The sequence below is a fragment of the Shewanella sp. NKUCC01_JLK genome (assembly GCF_019345615.1).
GTDB lineage: Bacteria > Pseudomonadota > Gammaproteobacteria > Enterobacterales > Shewanellaceae > Shewanella > Shewanella oncorhynchi.
Genome location: NZ_JAHKRD010000011.1, coordinates 122,751 through 146,137 on the forward strand (window position 1 = coordinate 122,751; position 23,387 = coordinate 146,137).

Annotated in this window: 21 protein-coding genes; 9 read left to right on the forward strand and 12 right to left on the reverse strand. The window is 44.7% G+C overall.

The genetic code is table 11. The features are described 5' to 3' along the window. Nucleotides 1–19: 19 nt before the first annotated feature. Nucleotides 20–634, forward strand: a complete 615-nt coding sequence (locus KO537_RS13410) for an FMN-binding negative transcriptional regulator (RefSeq protein ID WP_219234636.1) — start codon at nt 20–22, stop codon at nt 632–634. A gap of 171 nt (nt 635–805) precedes the next feature. On the opposite strand, the gene KO537_RS13415 is transcribed toward KO537_RS13410, so the two are convergent. Then, entirely contained in the window at nt 806–946 is a 141-nt protein-coding gene (locus KO537_RS13415) for a hypothetical protein (protein ID WP_219234637.1), read from the reverse strand. Between the two features lie 485 nt (nt 947–1,431). Continuing rightward, complete coding sequence (locus KO537_RS13420) at nt 1,432–2,790, reverse strand: YjiH family protein (protein ID WP_219234638.1); 1,359 nt, start codon at nt 2,788–2,790, stop codon at nt 1,432–1,434. A 706-nt stretch (nt 2,791–3,496) separates the two neighbouring features. Here KO537_RS13420 and KO537_RS13425 point away from each other — a divergent pair. Further along, complete coding sequence (locus KO537_RS13425) at nt 3,497–4,210, forward strand: hypothetical protein (RefSeq protein ID WP_028761881.1); 714 nt, start codon at nt 3,497–3,499, stop codon at nt 4,208–4,210. A 36-nt stretch (nt 4,211–4,246) separates the two neighbouring features. On the opposite strand, the gene KO537_RS13430 is transcribed toward KO537_RS13425, so the two are convergent. Both KO537_RS13430 and KO537_RS13435 read right to left on the reverse strand, forming a co-directional pair. Continuing rightward, on the reverse strand, nt 4,247–5,134 hold the full coding sequence (locus KO537_RS13430; RefSeq protein WP_219234639.1) for a U32 family peptidase: 888 nt from the start codon (nt 5,132–5,134) through the stop codon (nt 4,247–4,249). A gap of 37 nt (nt 5,135–5,171) precedes the next feature. After that, nucleotides 5,172–6,182, reverse strand: coding sequence for a peptidase U32 family protein (locus KO537_RS13435; protein WP_113939322.1), 1,011 nt, complete (start codon nt 6,180–6,182; stop codon nt 5,172–5,174). Between the two features lie 138 nt (nt 6,183–6,320). Between KO537_RS13435 and KO537_RS13440 the strand changes: the two genes are divergently transcribed. Continuing rightward, the gene (locus tag KO537_RS13440; protein ID WP_219234640.1) at nt 6,321–6,854 is read left to right on the forward strand and encodes an SCP2 sterol-binding domain-containing protein; all 534 of its coding nucleotides are present in this window, start codon (nt 6,321–6,323) and stop codon (nt 6,852–6,854) included. Nucleotides 6,855–6,963: 109 nt separating this feature from the next. Here KO537_RS13440 and KO537_RS13445 read toward each other — a convergent pair whose 3' ends face one another. From KO537_RS13445 to yegQ, 3 genes are all read right to left on the reverse strand, one after another. Next, the gene (locus KO537_RS13445; protein WP_168822857.1) at nt 6,964–8,853 is read right to left on the reverse strand and encodes a S8 family peptidase; all 1,890 of its coding nucleotides are present in this window, start codon (nt 8,851–8,853) and stop codon (nt 6,964–6,966) included. Between the two features lie 521 nt (nt 8,854–9,374). Further along, nucleotides 9,375–9,626 (reverse strand): YfhL family 4Fe-4S dicluster ferredoxin, encoded by a 252-nt coding sequence (locus tag KO537_RS13450; RefSeq protein WP_105251726.1) that lies wholly within the window; start codon nt 9,624–9,626, stop codon nt 9,375–9,377. Nucleotides 9,627–9,630: 4 nt separating this feature from the next. After that, nucleotides 9,631–10,998: a tRNA 5-hydroxyuridine modification protein YegQ gene (gene yegQ / locus KO537_RS13455; RefSeq protein ID WP_219234641.1), complete on the reverse strand. Its 1,368-nt coding sequence runs from the start codon at nt 10,996–10,998 to the stop codon at nt 9,631–9,633. 328 nt (nt 10,999–11,326) lie between these two features. Here yegQ and KO537_RS13460 point away from each other — a divergent pair, with 328 nt between their 5' ends. Continuing rightward, complete coding sequence (locus tag KO537_RS13460) at nt 11,327–12,169, forward strand: HDOD domain-containing protein (RefSeq protein WP_028761421.1); 843 nt, start codon at nt 11,327–11,329, stop codon at nt 12,167–12,169. 90 nt (nt 12,170–12,259) lie between these two features. After that, nucleotides 12,260–13,753, forward strand: coding sequence for a bifunctional diguanylate cyclase/phosphodiesterase (locus KO537_RS13465; RefSeq protein WP_212599414.1), 1,494 nt, complete (start codon nt 12,260–12,262; stop codon nt 13,751–13,753). Between the two features lie 192 nt (nt 13,754–13,945). Here the strand turns inward: KO537_RS13465 and KO537_RS13470 are convergent, their stop codons facing one another. Beyond that, a complete protein-coding gene (locus tag KO537_RS13470) occupies nt 13,946–14,377 on the reverse strand; it encodes a thioesterase family protein (protein ID WP_105251729.1) in 432 nt (143 codons plus the stop codon). A gap of 351 nt (nt 14,378–14,728) precedes the next feature. Here KO537_RS13470 and KO537_RS13475 point away from each other — a divergent pair, with 351 nt between their 5' ends. Then, the gene (locus tag KO537_RS13475; RefSeq protein WP_028761419.1) at nt 14,729–15,709 is read left to right on the forward strand and encodes a chemotaxis protein; all 981 of its coding nucleotides are present in this window, start codon (nt 14,729–14,731) and stop codon (nt 15,707–15,709) included. Nucleotides 15,710–15,861: 152 nt separating this feature from the next. Here KO537_RS13475 and KO537_RS13480 read toward each other — a convergent pair whose 3' ends face one another. After that, nucleotides 15,862–17,118 (reverse strand): adenylosuccinate synthase, encoded by a 1,257-nt coding sequence (locus KO537_RS13480; RefSeq protein ID WP_028761418.1) that lies wholly within the window; start codon nt 17,116–17,118, stop codon nt 15,862–15,864. A gap of 140 nt (nt 17,119–17,258) precedes the next feature. On the opposite strand from KO537_RS13480, the gene KO537_RS13485 reads away from it, so the two are divergent. After that, nucleotides 17,259–18,149, forward strand: coding sequence for a LysR family transcriptional regulator (locus KO537_RS13485; protein ID WP_028761417.1), 891 nt, complete (start codon nt 17,259–17,261; stop codon nt 18,147–18,149). A gap of 28 nt (nt 18,150–18,177) precedes the next feature. On the opposite strand, the gene KO537_RS13490 is transcribed toward KO537_RS13485, so the two are convergent. Next, nucleotides 18,178–19,002 (reverse strand): transporter substrate-binding domain-containing protein, encoded by an 825-nt coding sequence (locus KO537_RS13490; RefSeq protein WP_219234642.1) that lies wholly within the window; start codon nt 19,000–19,002, stop codon nt 18,178–18,180. A 593-nt stretch (nt 19,003–19,595) separates the two neighbouring features. Beyond that, entirely contained in the window at nt 19,596–20,030 is a 435-nt protein-coding gene (locus KO537_RS13495) for a PACE efflux transporter (RefSeq protein ID WP_219234643.1), read from the reverse strand. A 90-nt stretch (nt 20,031–20,120) separates the two neighbouring features. On the opposite strand from KO537_RS13495, the gene KO537_RS13500 reads away from it, so the two are divergent. Next, complete coding sequence (locus KO537_RS13500) at nt 20,121–21,008, forward strand: LysR family transcriptional regulator (RefSeq protein WP_219234644.1); 888 nt, start codon at nt 20,121–20,123, stop codon at nt 21,006–21,008. A gap of 99 nt (nt 21,009–21,107) precedes the next feature. On the opposite strand, the gene KO537_RS13505 is transcribed toward KO537_RS13500, so the two are convergent. Next, nucleotides 21,108–21,725, reverse strand: a complete 618-nt coding sequence (locus KO537_RS13505) for a TetR/AcrR family transcriptional regulator (protein ID WP_173243422.1) — start codon at nt 21,723–21,725, stop codon at nt 21,108–21,110. A gap of 418 nt (nt 21,726–22,143) precedes the next feature. Between KO537_RS13505 and KO537_RS13510 the strand changes: the two genes are divergently transcribed. Then, nucleotides 22,144–23,382, forward strand: a complete 1,239-nt coding sequence (locus tag KO537_RS13510; RefSeq protein ID WP_219234645.1) for an efflux RND transporter periplasmic adaptor subunit — start codon at nt 22,144–22,146, stop codon at nt 23,380–23,382. Nucleotides 23,383–23,387 lie beyond the last annotated feature (5 nt).

A 23,387-nucleotide genomic window follows, 5' to 3' on the forward strand; every position in this document is an offset into this window, starting at 1 on the left:
GCTATCGTAGTAGAGAATCATGTACATACCTAAGAATCTTGAAGTAAAAGATCCATTAGTAATCAGTGAGCTAATAGCTGAAAATGGATTTGGAATACTAATCAGTGCTGATCTAACTGCTACACATTTACCATTCATTTTCGAACCGGATGATGGAGGGCTTGGTTTTCTATTTGGTCACTTTGCTAAATCAAATACCCATTGGCAAATTGCTGAGAATCAGAGAGTTTTAGTTATTTTTCAAGGGCCACATGCCTATATTTCACCAAGTTGGTATGTAACTAAACCAGCTGTACCAACTTGGAATTATTCAGCGGTTCATTGCTATGGTTACCTCAGTATTCTTGATAACGATGAGAATCAGCAGGCTATGGCTGAACTTATTGTTAAATATGAACCTGAACTGTTAAATAATATTGATATTATGCCTGCTGATTATCAGTTAAAGCTTCGTAGCGGTGTTGTCGGATTCAAAATTGCAATTGACGAGATTCAAGCTAAAGAAAAATTAGGACAACATCGCAAACTAGAGGATCAAAAGGGAGTATTTGCGGGTTTACAAAAATCTAAGGATTTAAGTGCTGTCAGTTTATGTGCTTACATGCAAAAGAGAAATGTTGGTACAGGCAGTTAACAAATCGTGTTATTCGAGGCCTTCGGCCCTTAGCCGCTAAAAAGTTCGCGAGTATGCGCGGAGCGTTAATCCATAGAAATATTAATCCGAAACTCACTTATTCGAGCTAAAAGTCTAACTCGGAATTGTCCCAAAGCGTGCTGGGTATCTCCTTCAAACCCGCATGTTCCACTAATGCCAAAAAGGTGAGCCGTGGTGATTTGCGAGACGACCGTCCGCCCCATGGACGGGGCGGTCGAGCATCCAAGGACGGACTTGCTGCGAGTCGACGAGCAAATGGTATGGCAAACCTATAAGTCGGGGCCTATGCATTAAGTTCCCTACAGCTTAAGTTATAAGTCACTCAATCGTACTATTCGTGCACTTTTGTCCCAAAGCGTGCTGGGTATCTCCTTCATACAGACTGGTTACACTAGTGCCCAAAAGGTGAGCAATGGTGATTGGCGAGACGACCGTCCGCCCCATGGACGGGGCGGTCGAGCATCCAAGGACGGACTTGCTGCGAGTCGACGAGCGAATGCCATGGCAAGCCTGTGCGAGTGGATACCCGTAAACGCTAAACTTCTAACAACTGAAATTACTGCTCCCCAAACACTACTTTCCAACACATTTCTGTCCAAAAGTGAGTTGTGTGGTGTCGAGTGGAGATTGTACGATTAAGTCACGCTATATAATCAAATCAGCCAGTTCGTGTATGAGTTAGTGCAAAAAGGGGAGTCAGTTAATCTGACTCCCCTTTTTTAGAACGCTTGTTGGACTTACATTAAAACCTACGTTAGGCCCAAACTAGCGTAATTTTAGAACAATAAATGCGCTACACCTGCGATAACAGGCAGTGTCACTAAGGTGCGTAGAATAAACACTACGAAAAGCTCAACGAAGTTGACGGGAATTTTACTGCCGATAAGCAGTGCACCGACTTCACTCATATAGATCAACTGAGTCACAGATAAGGCTGCAATTACAAAGCGGGTCATATCTGATTCAATTGAGCTGGCAAGGATTGACGGAATAAACATATCCGCAAAACCGACCACGATTGTTTTAGAGGCTTCAGTGGCTTCTGGAATATGCAGTAATTCGAGTAATGGAATAAACGGCATACCCAGATAGTTAAAAATGGGCGTGTGCTCGGCAATAATCAGCGCTAGCGTACCAATGGCCATTACCACAGGGATAATGCCAAACACCATATCGACAACGTTTTTAACGCCTTCATTTAAAACGGCTTTTATGCCACCGGCACTGGCGGCTTTTTCTAAGGCTTTATCAAAGCCCCAAGATAAGGCGCCATGTCCTGCAGGGATCAGCTCATCATCTGGCATGCGTGGTGTGTCATCTATGTAGTTGTCTTTCTTCCACGATAATGGTGGCAACTTAGGCACAATCACAGCGGCGGCAAAACCCGCGAGGCACACAGTCAAATAAAAGGGTACAAACATATGCTCTAACTTAACTTGTGAGATCACCACTAAGCTGAAGGTAATCGATACCGCCGAGAAGGTTGTACCAATAACTGCGGCTTCTCTCTGGGTATAAAAACGGGCTTCGTATTGTTTGCTGGTCAGCAAAATGCCGACACTGCCATCACCTAACCATGAGGCCATACAATCAATAGCGCTACGACCCGGTAGATTGAACACGGGACGCATGACTTTCGTTAAGAGTGTGCCAAAGAGCTCGAGTAGGCCGAAGTTCAGCAGCAGCGGCAGTAACATACCCGCAAAGATAAATACTGAGAACAACACAGGTAATAAGTCGTTTAAGACTAATGCGCCAGTGCTCGAGGAGTTGATGATCTCTGGACCTAAACCTAAGTAAGTCAGTACGATAAACACTGCACCTAAGATTCGAGTCGTCAACCACATAGGGCTGACATTCAATAAACCATTAAGGAAGTGATTTTGGCTAACAAATGTGGGCTTAAACACTTTTGACAGTAAAGAGGCCAGCGCCGTAGTCACAACAATAATAGTCACTATGAGGGTTAGCACACCGCTCAATGCGCCTTGCAGTGCTTTAGATATGATAGCGATAGGAATTGTGATCGCATCGTTGTAGCTGATAGGGGTCATAAATAACAACAGACCAATCAGCGAAGGGACGATAAAGGTGAGTATCGTCTTAATGTTTCGGTTTTTATTTTCAGTAGCCAATGTTGTACACCTTAAAGTACGAGTCGTACATGGTAAATTTGAATAAATAGCCGCACGTAACAAGCTGTCGACGCTAATTAAGGTGCATTTAAATTCAACTCAAAAACGAGAATGGGGAAGATTACTCGCTTAGCTTCTCTATGTAAAACGATTCGCTAGTTAGTTTGATATAAGCAGCAAAACAGCATAGTTATTTTACTTCAGTTTTCGATAAATTAAGAGTGGCTATATTGGCTTGCATTACTGTAAAAGCATTATTAAACATGGCGTTATCATCACTCACTTGAGGTTGGTTAACGACTGGTTAATTACTTGTTTACTGATGTGTGTGAAACTATCTAGATGTTATTTCTGCACAAAAATGCATCAACAACTTTAGCGTTACTGCCGTGTTGGTTGGTTTTCTGTTCGATTTGAAAGTGCAATAGAGATAACTCTGGCTATATAGCGTTGGCGAGAACCTGTTGTGCATATCGCGGTAATGTTAAGGATCCTTGGGCACTAGGACACATTTTTATGCGATAAGCCTTTAAATCGACTTATCTCTAAAAGTGACCTTCTCCACTATCTTGATGCTTTTGTGATTGACTAAAAAGTCGCAAATAACGATGAAAGTAAAAATATTATTCATAAAGCGGATACCCGCCGCTTTAAATCTTCTCATTTCCATGTAAGTTAGTATTACTCCCATCCAGCTCTAGTATTCATGATCGCAAAAGTACAGAAGGTTACGATTAAAGGCGGCTCAACACTGGCCATTAAGTTTGGTTTTTTGGGGATCTTTGGGCTTTTAATTGGCATTGTTATTACTGTTTTGGGGTTCGATGATTCTGAATTCCATCGCTTCAATTTTTTGAATCACACCCTAAGTGAATTAGGGACTTATGGTCATTCGTCTTTCGCTGTCATTCTTAACGGTGGATTGTTTTTTGGCAGTTTAAGCCTCGTTTTCTATTGTTTGTCTTCTTTGCAGCAGGTGACTTCTTGCTGGGGATACCCTTTCTTTATCAGTTTGGCTCTCACTTTTCTGGCTTTAGCGAGCGTGGGATTATTTCCGGTGAACGTGTATCACTTGCATGTTCTTGGGCTGAAATGGTTTTTCTATCTGGGGAGTTTGAGTGCGATCTTCTATTTAGCCTTGGTCTGTTTCGGCAAGTCTAACTTTGGCCGTTGGACTGGGTTGTTGGCGTTAATAGTCTTATGTAGCATGTTGACGTTTCTGTATGCGCCACAGCTCAATTTAGGTTTGACCGAAGGCGATAGACCGTTTTATCAGGAGATGGTATTGCAACTGCCGCGTCCTACTTTGTGGTGGCCAGCCCTACTAGAATGGATTGGACTGGGAAGTTTATTGTGTTGGACAAGTGTGCTGCTTTTTAGCCAGTTAAGCTTCAGCCAAGATCCCAAAATCATTGGCTGAGTTATCTTTGAATTTAGACTTATCTTCAGCTCTAGGCTATGGATTCACATGCACAGCAAGGCCCGCGTCACCAAACCAATAACCGTTGCACTGGGTTATACCAAGTTTGCTATTCATCGAAAAATCCTGAGTATTTTTAGTCGCTTGAATCGTATCGACCAAAGCATTGGCTTTAGTGATGCAGTCAAGACTACTGGGTGATACTCGAAACACATCGACCCCCATTTGTGTCATTGCCGCTATTTCACTGCGTAAATCTAAACAGCTAGCGGATTGGGTTTGAATTCCATTGAGCCTGAGTAAAGGTTGCTGCTCTTGGGTTTGCGCGAGTAGTCCTTTACTGTATTCACGGCACACCGTTTCGCAATGATCTTTCGTGAGCTGTTTGTGCCTAGCGGTAAAGCAGCGCGCCGAATGGGCGAGTGGTAAATAGCCGTGGCCGAGCACTTCCACCTCAAATGATGGCTGTTCTTGAATTACTTGTTGTAACCAAGCCTTAGATAGCTCCACTGGCATCACAAATCTTTGCATTCCAAACCGCTGCAAGATGTCTAAACTGGCGCGATTGTAGTTATTGATACTCGCGCCGCAGACAAAGGGTAACTTACGTTCTTTGGCAAGATACACTGCCGCCATATCGTTTGCTTCGACGATAAATTCACCGTTATCGACCTGGCGTTTGAGCTCAGTATATTCAGATGGCGCTTCGATTAAGGCCAGCGTCGAAAGCACGACTTCTTTACCCGCCTGCTTGAGCATTTGCGCCAGCTCTAGATAATCGCCCCACTTGAGTTCGCGTCTGCGGCTACAAACCGCCTCACCTAAATACACTAAGGGAATTTGACTGGCGGCGACTTGCTGGTAAAAGTCAGCGACTTGCTGTTTCTGCCAGCAATACAACAGTGGTCCTAGGGAAATCTTCATAAGGTGTCCTTTGTCAATCTTGCTCTCTATTTACCTTTTATTGCCAATCGCGCTCGTAGGCGCCAAGCGTAGTGATCTGACCCTCGGATACTTTCGCTAGGGCTTGTTCCCAATGGGGTTGATTTTGGCTTTGTGAGTACAGCGCTGGATTATTTAGATAGGTGTCTATGGCTTGACGCCATACTCGAGTGACTTGTTCAACATAGGCGGGGCTGCGTTGACGTCCTTCGATTTTCAGCGACACTATGCCAGCTTTGGCTAGCTCTGGAAGTAAGCTTAAGGTATTCAAACTGGTTGGTGATTCGAGTAAATATTGCGGCGAATCTTGATCTGCTGTGATGTAACGGCCTTTGCATACCACGGGATAACCCATTTGTTCGTCGAGGGCCGATTTATCGATTAACACATCGTTGAGCCGGGTTAATCTGTTCTGTCCTTCTTCTTGCCAGCGTACGTGTTTTGCTGGTGAACAAGATCCACCTGTGTTGGGCGATTGGCCCGTTACATAGGATGACAGCTGGCAACGCCCTTCGGCCATAATGCACAGACTACCAAAGGCGAATACTTCCAAATCCACTGGGCTGACTTTAGCAAGATCCCGTACTTGTTTCATGGATAACACCCGTGGCAATACTACTCGGGCGATGTTAAAGGCTTCTTTATAAAAGCTCAGCGCACCCAGATTGGTTGCACTGGCCTGCACCGATAAATGCAGTGGCAGGTTTGGATAGTGCCTATGGGCATAATCGAGTAAAGAAAGATCGGCGACAATTAATGCATCCATACCCAGTTTTGCCGCTAAATCGATAGCCTGATACCAACGATGCTCTTCACCGGGCTTTGGAAAAGTATTTAAGGTCAAAAAGATTTTTTTGCCGTGCTTTTGCGTCAGCTCAGTGGCTTCTTGCAATTTTGCGGGGGTGAAGTTTAATCCTGCAAACGAGCGCGCGTTGGTGTCGTCTTTTAACCCTAGATACACTGCGTCGGCTCCGGCATGTAATGCCGACTTTAGCGAGGCCAGATTTCCTGCTGGACACAACAGCTCCATAGTGATGCTCCCGATAAAATGATAGCCGCTGAGTGTAGGTAAGATTGAATGGCGATGAATTGATTTAAAACAGGTTTAAGATCATAAAATCCCGATAAACTGGGATATATCATGTTTTATTCTTGTAGGGTTACCGCTATGTCCGCTGTTTTTTTCGCAAAATTTGCTCAGCAACTTTTAGAGTTCACCCCAAAAGCCATCGGCTTTCCCCTTGCTAAGATGCCGTTTAGCCTCAAAGCAAAAGCCATCAGCCAATTGCTTGAACTCTTACTTGCCGAGCAAGCTGCTGACGATGAGCTTGGATTTTTGACGGATAAATGGGTCGCGATTCGAGTGGAAGATATAAACTTAGCTTTTGAAGTCAGTTTTAATGGTAAGTGGCAAGTCAGAGAGCTCACGGATGCGCAGGTGACCTTTAGTGCCAACTCTGCTGAGCTAGTGTTAGTGGCGGCGGCGAAGGAAGATCCCGACACGCTATTCTTCCAGCGTAAGCTGAGTATTCAAGGTGATACTGAATTAGGGCTCGAAGTGAAAAACCTGCTGCTAAGTATCGAATTTGCCAGTATGCCAGCCCCAATTCGTCTTAGTGTTGAAAAGCTTGCCGCTGTGATTGAGCGTCTGCAAATTGAAGCGAAACCGACAATTATTCTCGCCAAATCCCCAAGCTTTTAACGTTATTTAGTGAGACTACACACTGCTAATTCCATAAATAAGCCCGCTAAGTTGTTATCTTAGTGGGCTTATTTTTATTTAAACTTTATTGTATAGTTTGGTCAATGAGTTAGTAGCTTGCACTCAGTTGTAGTCCCGAGTAGCTCGAATAAGCGCGTAACATCACATGGTAAGTTCCCGCTTGAGTCACGGTAATCGAACAGCTTTCATTGTTCCCATTTTTATAGGGACGGCAATCATAGCTGGTGGTCGTTGGGGTAGTGCCTGCTTTGACATACAGGTCTACATCTCCAGTTCCGCCACTGGTGGCAATGTTGAGTTGGCTATTGGCTGGAACCACTATCTTATACAGTTTCTCTGTTGCCGTTGCCCCGCTTAAATTCGTGACAGGTACGCCATTGGTTAAGCAGTTTGCATCGGTGCAGCTTCCGCCGCCATTCAGGTTATAGCTGGCTGTCAGTTGGGCATTGGCGTAATTATTATAGCCTTGCACCATCACATACCACCGACCCGCCGTAGGTGTGGTGAAATTACAGCTCTCGTTGTTGCCATTTTGATAGGGGCGGCATTGGTAGCTTGTTGTCGTCGGTTTTTGCCCTTGGCTGACATAAATATCCGCATCACCAGAACCACCCGCTAGATTGATCCCTAAACTTGCCGCATTGACTGGGACATCGATGTAGTAATACGTCGCAGAACCTGTGGCACCACTGATTGCGACACCCACATTATTTTGCAGCGGTGTTTCATCGACGGGGCAATTATTGCCACAGCCACCATCATCGCCTGCGAGTGAAAAGAGTAATTTATTGGGTGAACCTGTTTTCGCGTCTGTAACTTTATTTGACGTGGCGCGCGTCGTGAGTAAGTTTGTTACCTGTGCGGGAGAGAGATTTGGATTTTCATCTAAGTATAATGCGGCAACGCCTGCCACATGTGGGGCAGCCATTGAGGTACCACTTATGGTATTAGTCGCTGAATTCGAGTTATACCAAGCGGACGTAATGCTCGAACCTGGCGCATAGATATCAAGGCAAGTCCCGAAGTTAGAAAAACTCGAGCGGGAATCGTTACTGGTGGTTGAACCAACCGTGATGGCATTTACCGCCCGTGCGGGTGAGTAATTACAAGCGCTACTGTTGTCGTTACCCGCCGCCACTACGAAAGTGACCCCTGCGGCAACTGCGGCATTGACTGCATCATCAGTTGCTTGGGAGGCGCCGCCTCCTAAACTCATGTTTGCGACGGCGGGGCCGGAAGCATTGTTTTTCACCCAGTTTATCCCTGCAATCACGCCAGAGTTACTACCTGAACCTGAACAGTTGAGTACTCTGACGCCCACAAGATTGACGTTTTTAGCCACACCGTAGGTAGCACCGCCAACAGTTCCTGCCACATGGGTACCATGGCCGTTACAGTCAGTCGCATCGTAATCATTATCCACAAAATCATAGCCACTGCTGGCGCGACCACCAAACTCATTGTGAGTATTAAGCACGCCAGTATCGATCACAAAGGCGGTTACACCAGAGCCGTCGAAATCCGTGTGATAGTTACTATCCAATGGCAAGTTTCGTTGATCGATTCTGTCTATGCCCCAGGTCGGACTCGGTTGATTGGCATTGGCTTCAACCATAGGCGTTACTGACATGATTTGATCTTGTTCTATGTATTTCACATTTGGATCTTTACGCAGTGCTTTAATCTGTTGGGCGCTGGCCTTGATGAGTACACCATTGAGCACATTGCCAAAGTTTTTCATCACAGTGACATCATATTGGTTGACTAAACTCTCGGCTTGTTTCGTCGCGAATTCAGCTATGGTGTTGTTATTACTTAGATTAAGAACGCTTGGGGTATTGAATACAACAATGTAAGTATCTTTGATGGCTTTAGATTGTGGGACACTTACCATACTCGCTTGGTATTCATTAGCGTTAACAGGGAAGTAAGCAAGTCCAGTTGCGACCGCGACTGCAATTAAATGTTTCTTATGCATGTTGAACTCCATTTTCTTTTTATGTCTCCACGGACTTCGAGACATAATTTAATGTAGAAGGTATTTTCAACCTGCCCAGTTCGGTGCTTAAGGCATATCTAATTTACAAGGTTAAAATGTAACACTTGATTTACAATTTGACCGCAAGTGACTTTTTACTTAGCTAAAGAGTGAGGTGTACAAATAAGCGTCAAAATAATAACTATTAGTCTATTAAAACAACCTAGTCTGTAAAAGTGGTGATTTATCAAGCGACATTTTGTCCGAATCACAAACTGTGAAGCAGTGATAAATTCCGTCTGCTACTTTTTTGACATTCACCGCTGAAAAGAAGTCAGTCTAAAGTAGTGTTTTGACTAATGCTGAAATAAAGGCTTGGATTTAAGCGATTTAAAGGTTTTCCATACCGTTAAATGCATCTTTATTGTGATTTTTTATGCGGATTGTTTTGCGCAGGTTATTGCAGGTATTAGAGCAGATGTGACCGAGAGGCATTATAGCCACTCGGTCAGGTGACGTGATTAAGTTTTTTGCGTTAACACGGCAAATTTCACTAACAATTCGTCGTTAGATTCGACACGGTTTGGATCTGGGTCGATGCAATCAATGGGGCAGACAGACACGCAAGTCGGTTTGTCGTAGTGACCCACACATTCGGTGCAACGGTCTGGATCGATTTCATAGATCTCTTCGCCCATAGTGATGGCCTGATTAGGACATTCAGGTTCACACATGTCGCAATTGATGCAGCTATCGTCGATCAGTAGTGCCATGATCTTAACCTAGTTCATGTGGGTTGCGAGTATCCTGACCTTGGGGCAAGTTACGCAGCAAAATTCCGTGGCTCAAATCGACTTCTTTCGGCACGGGTAGATATACAGTGTGCCCCGAACCTAAACCGGCTTCAACCGCTTCAGCTTTGCGATTTTCGAGTTGTTCAATCGTCAAACTGATATTGCCTTGCGGCGTCATCAGTTCAACACTGTCGCCAACGGAGAACTTGTTTTTTACTTCAATTTCGGCCAATCCTGCAAGATTACGTTTTCCCGTCAGTTCACCTACAAATTGTTGGGTGTCACTAACTGAGTAGCCATAGTCATAATTTTGGTATTCATCATGCACATGGCGACGTAAAAAGCCTTCGGTATAACCACGGTGGGCTAGGCCTTCTAATTGATTCATTAGACTGCGGTCGAAATCTTTACCCGATGAAGCATCTTCAATCGCGCGGCGATACAGTTGTGCGGTACGGGCAACGTAATAGAAGGACTTAGTGCGGCCTTCAATTTTGAGCGAGTCTATGCCCATTTTAGTCAGGCGCTCAACGTGCTGAATGGCCCGTAAGTCTTTAGAGTTCATGATATAAGTGCCGTGCTCATCTTCGAAGGTGGGCATGTATTCGCCGGGGCGATTGGCTTCCTGTAGTAGGTAAATTTGATCTGTGGGGGCGCCTGCGCCTAAGGTCGTTGGCGTTTCAATTTGCACCGCATTTGGCAAGGCAATGATGTCACCGCTGTCATTTTGCTGCGCTTCGTGTACATCGTATTTCCAGCGACAAGCATTAGTGCAGGTGCCTTGGTTAGGATCGCGTTTGTTGATATAACCCGAGAGTAAACAACGGCCTGAATACGCCATACACAGGGCACCATGCACAAACACTTCAAGCTCGATATCGGGGCAGCGCTGACGAATTTCTTCGATTTCATCTAAGGACAGTTCGCGTGACAGGATCACGCGTTTGATGCCTTGGGTTTGCCAAAACTTTACCGAGGCCCAGTTGATGGCATTCGCTTGCACGGATAAATGCACCACTTGATCAGGAAACGCTTCACGCACCATCATAATTAAACCGGGATCGGACATGATCAGTGCGTCAGGCTTCATCGCCACTACGGGTTCCATGTCCTTGATATAGGTTTTTAGCTTGGCATTGTGGGGCGCGATATTGCTCACCACATACAGCTTTTTACCGAGTGCATGGGCTTCTTCAATCCCAGTGGCAAGGTTTTCCATTTTAAAGTCATTGTTACGTACCCTTAGACTATATCTTGGCTGACCGGCATACACTGCATCTGCGCCATAGGCAAAGGCGTAGCGCATGTTCTTTAAGGTTCCAGCTGGAGACAGCAGCTCAGGTTTAAACATAATCACTCTCAAATGGGTTAATAAATGACGCGGTGCGCGGGGGCGGCATTTTACACAATGAAAGTAGGGGTATGCAAATTGCCTTAGTTAACTTTAGCAGTACTTCACATTTTACGAATATAGTGAGTTTGGCTTAGATCAACTGGAGCGGAATATTTCAACTTGAGTGATGATTGAGGTCGATGATTAAGACAGATAAGTAAGGCAAAATTGATAACGCAATCATACAAATTATTAACGTCTGCTGTTTTTTCTACGCATCTAATGACAGCCAACTGATATACTCCAACAATCCAATGTTGATGTTTACAGATTGATGGGAGTTAAGATGTCTACCGAACATCTACTGTTAGTCAGTTTATTAAAAAAACTAAAAGACGATGCCTTAGTACTACCGACCTTGCCTGAAGTGGCGATGCGGGTGCAAGAAGTGGTTGGACGCTCCGATGCGAGCCTTAAGCAAGTGGCTGAAGTGATCGGTCAAGATGCCGCGATTTCTGCGCGTATTATTAAGGTTGCCAACAGCGCGTTATATAGCCGAGGCGTACCCGCTGAAAGTATCAACAGTGCGGTTTCTCGTATTGGGTTAATCCAGATTAAAAGCATTGCCACTTCGGTGGCAATGGAGCAATTATTCATTTCCACCAATGAAATGGTGTGGGAAGTCATGGACGAGGTGTGGCGTACCTCAATCGATGTAACTGCTGCGTCTTGTGCCATGCTGCAGATGTACAATAAGCGTCATTCAACCAGTCGGTTAAATTTTGATACCTTAACCTTAGCTGGACTCGTGCATAACATTGGCGCCTTACCTGTATTAACAGAAGCGGAGGCGCATCCCCATTTATTCACTAGCATTGATCAATTACGCGCGCTCGTACGTAAAATGCAAGGGCCTTTGGGTCGTGCAGTTTTGAAAAGTTGGGATTTCTCTACCGAAGTGATGGAAGTGGTTGAGCGTTGGGCTGATTTACCTTATCTACCCGATCATGTCACCTATCTCGACTTTATTCGTGCAGCGGCCTTTTATACCGGTGAATTGCGAGCGGGCACTGAACTAGAGCAACGTCTCGGTGTGTTTGTCGCCCGTGGATTACCTGTGACGACCGATGATTTAGCCAGTGATGAGTTTATGGAAAAATTCCATTCAATTAGAGAAAGTTACCAATAATCGTTAGGCCTAAATGGAATTCAAATGGCGCTGATATCTTTTATCGTGTCATTTGAGAAAAAGCTTACGTGGTATGGCAGAGGCCAAGGTATGTTCGTAATCGGGTTAGTTGTCGCTTCTCTCGCTTTATTGATATTTTCATTGTATATCCTGCAGTCAAAGTACAGATCTTTACGGTCGCAGCAAAAATTTTTAGCACAGCTTTGTACCCAGCTAGAGCAGCAAAAGGTTGAACGCCAAGCTTTAGACATTGGCATCGTCCCCCAAGCGTTTGTTCCTCTCTACCATACTTTAAATGAATTATTAAAGGCGTTACCGGCAAGTGTGGGTAAGGATAAGCTAACAGGACTTGTTAATCGTGTCGGCTTGAAACGTACTCTTACTGGCATGATGCCGCTGACTCAAGGGACATTAGTGCTAATTGATATTTATCGATTTCGCTATGTGAATGATCTCTTTGGTTTTGTGTTTGGCGATATCCTGCTGAAGCAATTTGCCGAACGCTTAAATAGCTTAAGTTTATCCCCGAGATTAATCGCACGCCTCAATGGTGATGAATTCTGTTTATATTACGAGCAAGCGTTGACTGAGGAGCAATTAGTCCACTTAAGAGGGCGGTTGCAAGTGCCTTTTAACATTAAGAACACGCCAGTCAGCGTTAAGCTTCAAATCGGTTGTCTGCATTTACAAGAACACCACGCCGACACGAGTCAGATGCTACGTCGAGTCGATTTGGCGCTGAAGAAAGCCCGCCATTCTCGTAGTGCGATTGCTTACTATGCTCAAAATGATGATATTCGTCAGTTAAGGGAACTGAAAATTATCGATAGTTTGCCTAAAGGTTTGCAACGTAATCAAGTATATATGGTGTATCAAGCTAAACAGGATATTGCCACGGGTCGATGTTTTCAGGTTGAAGCCTTGATGCGTTGGGAGCATGACGAACTCGGGATTATTTCTCCTGGAGAATTTATTCCCTTAGCTGAATATGCTGGCATGATTGATTTAGTCAGCCAATGGGCACTCGATCAGGTTTTAGCACAGCAGGCAAAATGGCGCGCGGCGGGGATACAATTGTGTGTTGCAGTTAACCTGTCGACACGGGACCTTGACAGTGAAACCTTACCCCAAGAAATTGCTGCAAGATTAGCCTATTACCAGCTCCCACCCGAATCTTTGATGATCGAAATTACTGAAAGCACCTTAATGGCGGATTTGACTAAGGCGGTCGAGACGTTAGGAAAGATACGTGCCTTAGGGGTTAGACTTGCAATTGATGATTTTGGTACGGGTCATTCTTCCTTAGCTTATTTAAAGCATTTACCCGTTAATGAAGTCAAAATTGATAAAGCCTTTTTAAAGGATCTGGAGCAGGATAAACCATCGGAATACATCCTCGAAGCCAGTATTAATATTGCCAAAAAACTCGGTTATGAGGTAACTGTTGAAGGAATTGAAACGCTTGAGATTAGAGATAGGTTAGTGGCTATGGGGGTTGATACTATACAAGGTATGTATTACGCGAAGCCCATGAGTGCCGCCGAACTCGAAATGAACTGGGCCCAACTACATAATACAATCTAAACCTTGTGCTCATTAAAGTAAGCGCTCGTTAAATCAAATGCTCGTTAAATCAAGAGTATTAAGGCTTGCAGTCGAGCCTTAATACTGTCCAGTTATCGCTATTTGAGTTGTACTTCTTTGAGTGATTTTTGTTGCCTTTGCTTATGTCGAAATAAGCTCAGGAAATCGCGCGCGTACTTGTATGTAAGAGTATTAGCTTTGTTCGCTTGATGTGAAACCAAGACTTAATATGGCGATTAACTCTGCCGGCATAGGCGCTAGTTGACGGGCTTGATTCATACACACCATTTCAATTGTTGCCGTGACCGCAGGCTTTTTACCCTGTGGACGCCAAATCTCCTGCTGCCACACAGTGCGGTACTTACTCTCAAAGTAAAACTTAGTGCGAACATCGATAATATCGGCAAATTCCACCCCCTCATGGCACAACATATCGCTACGATACACAGCAAAACCCAGTTGGTTTTGTTGCCATAATGCACTTAAACGCTCAGCACCAATCACATGCTCACGGGCTCGCTCGAAGTATTTCAAAAAGTTGGGGTGATACACCACGCCAGAAAAATCAGTATCTTCATAGTAGATTTGCACTGGGAAAGAAAAGGTCGGGCTAAATTGCGGCATGGGGTACGGCTATTCTAGATAGTTTTATTGCGCAATAGTTTAGCGGCTTATCTCTTAAAACAAAACCTCTAATGCGGAGAGACAAAAGCGCTGTTAAGGGAAATGTGCAGGCTACTTTAGGTCGGCAACTGCGATGCTTAATCTGGACATGATTGACAATGTGACGACTGAAATAGTCATTAGATTCGATTATGTGACGTTTTTCTGCTTATAGATAAAATGCTTGTTACCCAAAAATATCACGCTAATCAGGCAGTAAAATCACACTATCGTGCCTAATTCATTAATCCCTTCCTATACTGATAACTGCAATCCCTTTCTTACGTTGATTTGCTAGGTTGAGAGCTTTATATGAGCGAAATTAAAAAATCAGAAATATTGACAGAGAGTGGCACAAATGAACTCGAAATTATTGAGTTTCATCTACATAAGACACTTCCCAATGGTGGCCATAAAGTGTGCCATTACGGTATTAATGTCGCCAAAGTGAGAGAAGTCATTAGGGTGCCAGAAACGTCAGATTATCCCAATGCCCAGCGGCACATGGTTGGGGTGTTCTCGCTGCGAGAAAAATTGATCCCTTTGGTCGATCTAGCCGGTTGGCTCGGAATATCGACACCTGAGGATTTAACCCACAAAGTGGTCATAGTGACTGATTTTAATAAGATGATTAATGGGTTCTTAATCGATAGTGTTCGTAGCATCCATAGAGTGTCGTGGGAGCAAGTTGAATCGCCGAGTCAATTTTTAGAAGCGGGTGAAAATGATTGTGTCGTTGCCGTAGTGCGCCGTGATGGCATGCTCATTATGATATTGGATTTTGAGAAGATTATTGCCGATATCAATCCTGAACTGAGTATGGATAAGTACGATGTCACGCTCGATAGAAGTGTACTGATCAATGATAAAATGCTGGCGAAACGTGAAGCGAAAACGATTTTAATTGTCGATGATTCCGCTTTTATTCGTAAGATGATCGAAAATACCCTTCGCAGCGCAGGTTACAACATTATCACAGCCAAAGATGGTGGTGATGCCCTTGAAATGCTAATGGAATTTGAGAATCTTGCTGACCAAGATAATGCTTCTATTTCTGATTTTGTCAGCGCCATTATTACGGATGTTGAGATGCCTCGCATGGATGGCATGCATTTGGTGAAACGCTTAAGAGAATCCAAGGCGTATCGACAAATGCCAATTGTGATGTTTTCCTCTTTAATGAGTGAAGATAACCGCGCAAAGGCGATGGCATTAGGTGCTAACGATACCATTACTAAACCAGAAATTGGTCGTATGGTCGGTATGATAGATAAATACGTATTTGAAGAGTAATGCTATTTCACTTAGCGGCAATATTTGAATATGGGGTATTCGAGTCATCGCTATCAACGTCTTGAGTGATTCTTCAATGACAAACCATATCAAAGTAAAAAGCCATATTCACCGAGGCGAATATGGCTTTTTTGTAGGGTAAACGTTGTTTACTAGCGGATGATCATTTGATCGCGCTCTGGTCCAACAGAAACCATGCTAACGCGCACACCCATTAAGTCTTCAATACGTTCAACATATTGTTGTGCGGCGACTGGCAGGCTTTCGAAGGTGCGACAACCAGTAATATCTTCGCTCCAGCTTGGCATTTGCTCATACACTGGGCTTAACGCAGCAGTTTGTGGCCAAATTGGGTTCTCAGTGTGTTCACCAGCATAGGCAACACAGATTTTCAGATCTTTCATGCCAGAAAGACAATCAATCTTAGTCAGGGCAATTTCGGTTGCCGCTTGTAGCTCAACACCATTACGGGTGGCAACAGCGTCGAAGTAACCCATGTCACGTGGACGGCCTGTCGTTGCACCAAACTCGTTGGCATTTTCGCGGAAGGCGTCTTGCTCTTCCATTGCGGTCACTAACGTACCTGTGCCGACTGATGAGCTAAAGGCTTTCGCGACAGCAATTACGCGCTCTGGACGCAGAGCTGGTAAACCGCTGCCGATACCCGCGTAAGCCGCAGTCACGTTTGAAGATGTGGTATAAGGATATTCGCCGTAGACTAAGTCGCGGCCAGCACCTAATTGCGCTTCAAACAGTAAGCTCGCATCTTGTTTTTGTAATGCTTTTAATGGCTCTGTCACGTTACAAATAAACGGACGCCAAGGTGCCGTCACTTCTAATAACCATGCGGTCATTTCGGCGGCGGTTTGATTAAAATCGCAACTTGGATAAAGTGCTTTTAACTGCGGTAATTTCCAGTCGAGCATAAATTGAATGCGCTCTTGCAGCACTTCAGGTTGGTTTAACCAGCCGACTAAAATGCCTTTTTTCATCACGCGATCGCCATAGGCTGGTGCAATCCCTTGACGGGTTGAACCATAGGCGAGGTCGCCAAGACGTTGTTCTTCTAAGGTATCTTCTAATGCATGTAGAGGTAAGCACAGGGTAGCACGGTCAGAAATGCATAATTTGACTTCAATGCCAGCCGCTTGCACTTCAGCAATTTCTACACTGAGTTTTTCAGGACTGATCACCATGCCAGGGCCTAAAACTGCAACGCAGTTAGGGTTGAAAATGCCACTCGGTAATTGGTGTAATTTAAAGGTGCCATAGTCGTTGACGACGGTATGCCCAGCGTTGTTACCACCTTGAAAGCGAATACTGGCAGCGGCATCCGCGGCTAAATAATCTACGATGCGGCCTTTGCCTTCATCACCCCAATTTGCACCCACAACCACGATCGACGGCATAACAACATCTCCTCATTGATTAAGACGCTATGCTAGACCCGTCATTTAAATAAGAGAAATTAATTATGGTTATCATCCCAATAAGAATTTCATATATCATTGGCTATCATTAACTCTAATACTTTGCAAAAGGTGGCGTTATGCTCGATATCCATTGGTTAAAGACCTTCGTGACTTTGGCTGAATACAAGCATTTTGGGAAAGCGGCCACAGCGCTGCACATGACGCAGCCCAATGTTAGCTTGCATATTAAGCAGTTAGAGCAAAGCACTCGAGTCAAGTTGATTGACCGTAATCCCTTTCGATTAACGCAAGCGGGATTTCGCCTGTTAGAGAGCAGTCAGAAGACGTTAATGGAGCTGCAAATTTGTCAGGCGGATCTCAATGCGATTAATGACCTTAGCCAAGGCACATTGACCATTGCCGCCAGCGATATTATCTCGCGGTTATTGTTGATCCAGCCGTTTCAGCTTTTTAAGGCGGAGTTTCCGGGAATAGATTTCTCACTGCTCAACACAACCTCATCACAAGCCTCTGAATTGGTGAAAAATGCCGAGGCCGATTTAGGGTTTGTGATTGCGCAGAAGGAAAGTCAGCCACTGCATTTTACTGAGCTACAACAGATTAAATGGTGTGCAATCGGAGATAATTTACAGCAATGGCAGCAGGCAAAACCCTCTGTGGATACGCCCTTAGCCGAGCAACCGACGTTGATTTTATTAGGACACGATACGCGAACCCGCGAATTGTTAGATCCCGCATTACCGTCGCTGAACTTATCGAATTACAGAATAATGGAAGTCGGCAGTGTTGACGCGCAAATCGATTGGGCAGAGGCGGGATTTGGTGTGGCTATCGTACCGGAGTTTTCGGTTTACACTAAGGCGAATCTCACCACTAAAGTCACTCCTCTCCCGCAATTCCCTACTACGAGTTTAGGTTATATTGTGCGCCAGAATCAGATCTTGTCGAAGGCTATTAAGCAGCTGTTATATTGGGTGAATCAAGAGATCATTCGCTCGCAGCGGTAATCTATCATTCGCTTGTAGCGATAGTGGATTAGTCAGCGACTAAGAGCAGTTTGTCGTATTGGCCTGTGGCTTTTAGCTGTGATAAGCCAGCGTCGAGTTGGCTTGCTAAGGTTTGTGCTTGCGGATTTCCTTTCGAGAAGGCCAAAAAAATATCGCTGCTGTGGTTAGCAAATGCAGGAATAATCTCATCATCTACCCCCATTTTTTTCAGGTTTTCCTTCGCGACTAAGTCGAACATCAAGGCGGCATCTATGCGACCAATCAACAATAAATTGATAAGCTGTTGTTGGTTGGCGACGGTGACGATATTGAGCTGTTGCTGTTTAACTAATGTGGGAAACTCATCGCCATATTCATAGCTTTTAATCACGCCGATAACGGTGCCTTTAGGTAGCGCCCATTTATTGTCTGCCAGAATAGGCTTTTGTTTCTTTTGATAAAAAGAAGCCGTGGCGATAAATAATGGGGTGTTTCCAAAGATGAAGCGTTGCTCAGTACTGTTCTCGCGGGTGACGTTAAACACCCCATCAACTGCACCTTTTTCCGCCATCATTAAGGCGCGGGAGTAGGGCACAACTAAGCTATTCACTTCAATATGCGACTGTTTAAATGCGGCTTGGATTAAACGATGGGAAATACCTTGACCAAACTGATTGGCGAAAGGTGGCCAACTGTCTTCTGCGGCTAAGGTTATGGCTTGAGGTTGCGATTCTGCTGGTATTGCATTGCTTTCTTTAGCGAGTGCCATGTTACAAATAATGGATACGAGCAATAAAACGATGCTAAGTATCAATGCTGACGGCAAATTTAATGCCTGCTGCATCCTGAGCTTCATTCTGTTCCCTGCGCGCATTTTGCTTCCATCTCCCCGCTTAATATATGGCTTTTATAGCATAAAGAATTATATCTAGACTAATGATTTGAATATTAATTACTGATAGTTAGTCCTTTTGTGATGTTAATAGGATATTTTAACAACCTCAGTTTACTGTGTGCGGGTTTATTATTTTTATGTACTGTGTTTAAGGGGAATTTTACGCTGGGCAACACATGAACTGGCTTAGCTTTCTTGTTAATACCAATCGTACTAAATATCTGTTCATTCAGCGGGATTTCAACGCGCTTTAGACAAGGCGAAGGCTTGAAGGCATAGTGGTGCTCTGTCGAAAGCCTTGAACGCAGTATAAAGCGCGTTAAAACCCGCCCTTCGGGAGCCACACAGGCATCCCACTCCGGTGTTGCATTGACTTAAAAGGGAATAACCATTTCTGCGTCAATGCGCCTTGGATTGAGATGCCTGTGAGGCTCTGAACTGATTAGATATTTAATGTGATTGGTATAAGTAGAAGAAATTGAACTGGATAAGTTTCAATGCTGCCATCAAACGAATCGCTAAATTGTTTAGTGAGGTTCGTTTGATGGTGATGTGTGTTGATCTTAGCTGCGCTATTTGACCTTAGTGGCTTGCATCGAAAACCAAGTCTTATAGGGCTGATACTTGTCATAGCACCAATGGAATAGGGTGCTGTAGAAGAAGAAGAAGATCAAAAAAACCGCTTCTAAGCCCATGGCTGCCAACCAACCTATCTGTAGAAACCAGGCGATGGTCGGTATGCTAATGAAAATAAGTCCCCCTTCAAAACCAAAGGTATGCAGTATTCTGGTTTTCAAAGTGCGTTGCTCTCGATTTGCCCCAAATACCCTGTCGAATCCTAGGTTGTAGAAGTAGTTCCATACCACGGTATAAAGACTCAAAGCGATACCAACTATGACAAGTTCACTGGTTCCCTTGCCTGATATAAGGGCAGAAACGGGGATAATAATAGCAAGTGCAATCGCTTCAAAGAGTAAGGCGTTAAAGATACGTTCTGTCGTTTTCATGGCTATTTCCCATTCATTTAATGTGACTATGGCCATAATTTTATCTAGTATAGGGATAAGTTATAGTTAGATAGTATCGGTAAAAACGATATGTTTAGTCTCGAACAACTCGAAGCCTTTATGGAAACCGTAGAATCTGGTTCATTTTCGAATGCTGCAAGGCAACTTAAGAAAGCACAATCCGTGATTAGCCAGCATGTGATGAATCTTGAAATTGACTGTGGGGTTGAGTTATTTGACCGTTCGGGTCGTTATCCAGTATTAACGGCCGAAGGTAGTAAATTACTGCCCTACGCAAGAGCGACGATTCTTCAACATCGTAGGCTCAAACATACCGCCTTATCGCTCTTCAGTAGTCAATCTTCAGAAATGTGCCTTGCGATGGATGAAGGCATTCCGATACAGAGAATATCTGAAATTATTCGGTTGTTAGAAGGTGATTTCCCTAATATCGAACTCGAGTTTCTCAGTGCCTCAAGCATAGATATTATCGACATGGTGCATTCGGGAAGAGCATCTACAGGATTGATTTTTAGTGAATTATCTATGCCAAGTAGTATAGATTTTGAGAGTATTGGGGTGATTCAATTCGATCTTTATGTGGCGAGTTCGCATCCCTTAGCAAAATCAGTTGCACCGAACATGGACTCATTGCGACTGTATCGACAATTACTTATCCGCTCACGGAATACTAAAACCAGTAGTTTTCAGCAGGCGTTCAGTCCTGATGTTTGGTATGCCGATAACTATTACGTGTTATTGGAGCTCGCATTACAGGGCCATGGTTGGTGTCTATTGCCCGAGCATATGGCGTCCAGTTCAGTTTTATCGGGTAACTTAACTCGCGTCCCCATAGAATTTGAGCAGATAGGCTGGCATGCAAACGTCGATGTGATCCAGCATCAAGATAAAAGCAGCCTGCCATTATTGAAACGACTCAGACAACTGTTTAGAGAACTCTTGGTTGGACAGAAATAAATGGTTGGACAGAAATAAAGCAAAGCATAAATAAAACCCCAGTTAAGTGAGTACTCTACTGGGGTTTAGTTTTTGTGGATCAGGATTGGTGAATCAGGATTAATTATTACGCGGAAAGTTAGCCAGCACTAGCTCGGCCACTTTGCGCAGTTCATTCGGGCAAATTCCACTGGTCGCTTGTACGGCCATACCTTGCAATACAGTGCCTATATAACGGGCAAGCAGCAAGGGATCGGCGTCAGCGGGCAAATCACCTTCATTTTTGGCGCGTTGCAGTCGTTCGCACAGGGCTATTTCTCCGTCACGGCGACGATTAATCAAAGTGTCTTTAATCGCTTGTCCTGCTTCACTACAGGTGAGTGCCCCTTGAACAATCAAACATCCCTGTGGATGGCTTTTATCCACCAAAGAGCTTGCCGCACCGAGTAGCATTGACTCGATAACCTGATAGGCGGTTTTTTGTTCCAGTGCCGGGTAGAAAAACGCACAGGGGCGCTGTTCATATAATTCTATCGCTTTGAGAAATAACTGTTCTTTATTACCGAAAGCGGCATAAAGGCTAGGTTTATTAATGCCCATAGCTTGGGTGAGATCGGTTAACGATGTACCTTCAAAACCTTTGAGCCAGAAGACTTCTAAGGCTTTTGCTAATGCATCGTCAGTGTCAAAAGCTCGTGGGCGACCAACACAGGGCGTCTGGGTGACGGTTGACATCATTAGGCTCCTCAATTCTCAATTGCCCCTAGGATAGACATGGGTTTAGTCCCTGTCCAGCCACACTTGCTACCTATGACGGACTTAGGGGGATATGTCTACTTAGTCATTCAAGGTGTCACCTAAGTTCAGCATGTTATCTGCGTTAGTCAGTGTTTGCTCCAATATTCATCAAAATGCTTTGCAGTTCAAACTCGTAGCCTTTTGCCTCTGGACGCATTGCCTGCCTAGGGTAAGTGCACACTTTTAATTAAATACCGCTCGGTACATAAATTTGTTGACAGCATCATTTTACGCTATATATTACCGTCCAGTACAGAATGTTTTTTACCAGTCGGTATTTAATTGGTTTGGTTTGTAACACAGCTGCATGTGTGTGGTTCGAACAGCGTGAAATGCCCGCCACTTTGAGGATAGTAATATGATGAGTAACAAACCTTTACGAATAATGATGTTAACGGCTGTGGCTGCTTTCGTCCTTTCAGCTTGTGGTGAGCAAACAGCGCAGCAGGGACCTGCACCGAGTGCGCCTAAGGTGGATGTCGCTCAGGTATTGCATGAGCGAGTCACCGAATGGGATGAGTTTACCGGTCGTTTACAGGCGCCAGAAAGTGTCACCCTTATCCCGCGGGTGTCAGGCTATATAGACTCAGTAAATTTTAAAGAAGGCGCCTTAGTGAAAAAAGGCGAGGTGTTATTTCGCATCGATCCAAGCGTGTTTGAAGTGGAAGTGGCCCGGTTAAAAGCAGATCTTGCTAGCGCACTCTCTGCAGAGCAACTGGCCACTAATGATTTTGAACGGGCACATAAGTTATTTGACCAAAAGGCGGTCTCGGCCGAATTACTCGATACCCGTGAGTCGAATAAACGTCAGACTGCAGCCGCAGTCGCTTCGGTGAAAGCAGCACTCATGCGCGCCGAGCTTGATTTAGCTTATACCCAAGTACAAGCGCCGATTGATGGCCGCGTGTCCTACGCCAATGTCACCGCGGGTAACTATGTCACTGCAGGGCAGAGTGTGCTGACCAGCTTAGTCTCTACCGCCAGCATGTATGCCTATTTCGATGTGGACGAGCAAACCTACCTTAAATACGTGAAGTTAACTGCGCAGAACAAACGTAACGATCCCCGTGCTGACGATAATGCTGTGTACATGGCTTTAGCCAATGAGCGCGATTATCACCATATTGGCATGGTCGACTTTGTGGATAATGCGATGGATAAGCAGACGGGTACTATTCGAGTTCGTGCGACTTTTGACAATGAAGACAATAACCTATTGCCAGGCTTGTTTGCGCGTCTTCGTACTGCGGGCAGTGGCGCCTATGAGGGGATCTTGATTGACGATAAAGCCGTTGGCACAGATCTCAATAATAAGTTTGTGCTGGTCGTCGGTCATGATGGCACGGTCGAATATCGCGGCGTGACCTTAGGCGAAAAAGTCCAAGGACTGCGCATCGTGACCCAAGGCTTGATGGCCGATGACAAGATCGTCGTCAATGGTATGCAACGCGTACGTCCTAAGATGCAAATTGAGCCAAACATAGTGGACATGGTCGACAACGACAAGCTCGAGGCGCTACGCCAAGCCCAGTTAATACTCGATAAAAACCAAGAGCATTTGACGGCGCAAGCGGTCGAAACGGCGAGCCGCGGTTAAGGAAT

What these genes read in the sequence shown, in the direction of transcription:
- KO537_RS13430 (WP_219234639.1), bottom strand. Translation starts at nt 5,134, where the DNA reads ATGAAGATTTCCCTAGGACCACTGTTGTATTGCTGGCAGAAACAGCAA.
- KO537_RS13450 (WP_105251726.1), bottom strand. Translation starts at nt 9,626, where the DNA reads ATGGCACTACTGATCGACGATAGCTGCATCAATTGCGACATGTGTGAA.
- KO537_RS13500 (WP_219234644.1), top strand. Translation starts at nt 20,121, where the DNA reads ATGTTTAGTCTCGAACAACTCGAAGCCTTTATGGAAACCGTAGAATCT.
- KO537_RS13485 (WP_028761417.1), top strand. Translation starts at nt 17,259, where the DNA reads ATGCTCGATATCCATTGGTTAAAGACCTTCGTGACTTTGGCTGAATAC.
- KO537_RS13440 (WP_219234640.1), top strand. Translation starts at nt 6,321, where the DNA reads ATGTCCGCTGTTTTTTTCGCAAAATTTGCTCAGCAACTTTTAGAGTTC.
- KO537_RS13445 (WP_168822857.1), bottom strand. Translation starts at nt 8,853, where the DNA reads ATGCATAAGAAACATTTAATTGCAGTCGCGGTCGCAACTGGACTTGCT.
- KO537_RS13415 (WP_219234637.1), bottom strand. Translation starts at nt 946, where the DNA reads ATGCATAGGCCCCGACTTATAGGTTTGCCATACCATTTGCTCGTCGAC.
- KO537_RS13510 (WP_219234645.1), top strand. Translation starts at nt 22,144, where the DNA reads ATGATGAGTAACAAACCTTTACGAATAATGATGTTAACGGCTGTGGCT.
- KO537_RS13475 (WP_028761419.1), top strand. Translation starts at nt 14,729, where the DNA reads ATGAGCGAAATTAAAAAATCAGAAATATTGACAGAGAGTGGCACAAAT.
- KO537_RS13425 (WP_028761881.1), top strand. Translation starts at nt 3,497, where the DNA reads ATGATCGCAAAAGTACAGAAGGTTACGATTAAAGGCGGCTCAACACTG.
- KO537_RS13410 (WP_219234636.1), top strand. Translation starts at nt 20, where the DNA reads ATGTACATACCTAAGAATCTTGAAGTAAAAGATCCATTAGTAATCAGT.
- KO537_RS13490 (WP_219234642.1), bottom strand. Translation starts at nt 19,002, where the DNA reads ATGCGCGCAGGGAACAGAATGAAGCTCAGGATGCAGCAGGCATTAAAT.
- KO537_RS13470 (WP_105251729.1), bottom strand. Translation starts at nt 14,377, where the DNA reads ATGCCGCAATTTAGCCCGACCTTTTCTTTCCCAGTGCAAATCTACTAT.
- KO537_RS13460 (WP_028761421.1), top strand. Translation starts at nt 11,327, where the DNA reads ATGTCTACCGAACATCTACTGTTAGTCAGTTTATTAAAAAAACTAAAA.
- KO537_RS13480 (WP_028761418.1), bottom strand. Translation starts at nt 17,118, where the DNA reads ATGCCGTCGATCGTGGTTGTGGGTGCAAATTGGGGTGATGAAGGCAAA.
- yegQ (WP_219234641.1), bottom strand. Translation starts at nt 10,998, where the DNA reads ATGTTTAAACCTGAGCTGCTGTCTCCAGCTGGAACCTTAAAGAACATG.
- KO537_RS13435 (WP_113939322.1), bottom strand. Translation starts at nt 6,182, where the DNA reads ATGGAGCTGTTGTGTCCAGCAGGAAATCTGGCCTCGCTAAAGTCGGCA.
- KO537_RS13495 (WP_219234643.1), bottom strand. Translation starts at nt 20,030, where the DNA reads ATGAAAACGACAGAACGTATCTTTAACGCCTTACTCTTTGAAGCGATT.
- KO537_RS13465 (WP_212599414.1), top strand. Translation starts at nt 12,260, where the DNA reads ATGTTCGTAATCGGGTTAGTTGTCGCTTCTCTCGCTTTATTGATATTT.
- KO537_RS13505 (WP_173243422.1), bottom strand. Translation starts at nt 21,725, where the DNA reads ATGATGTCAACCGTCACCCAGACGCCCTGTGTTGGTCGCCCACGAGCT.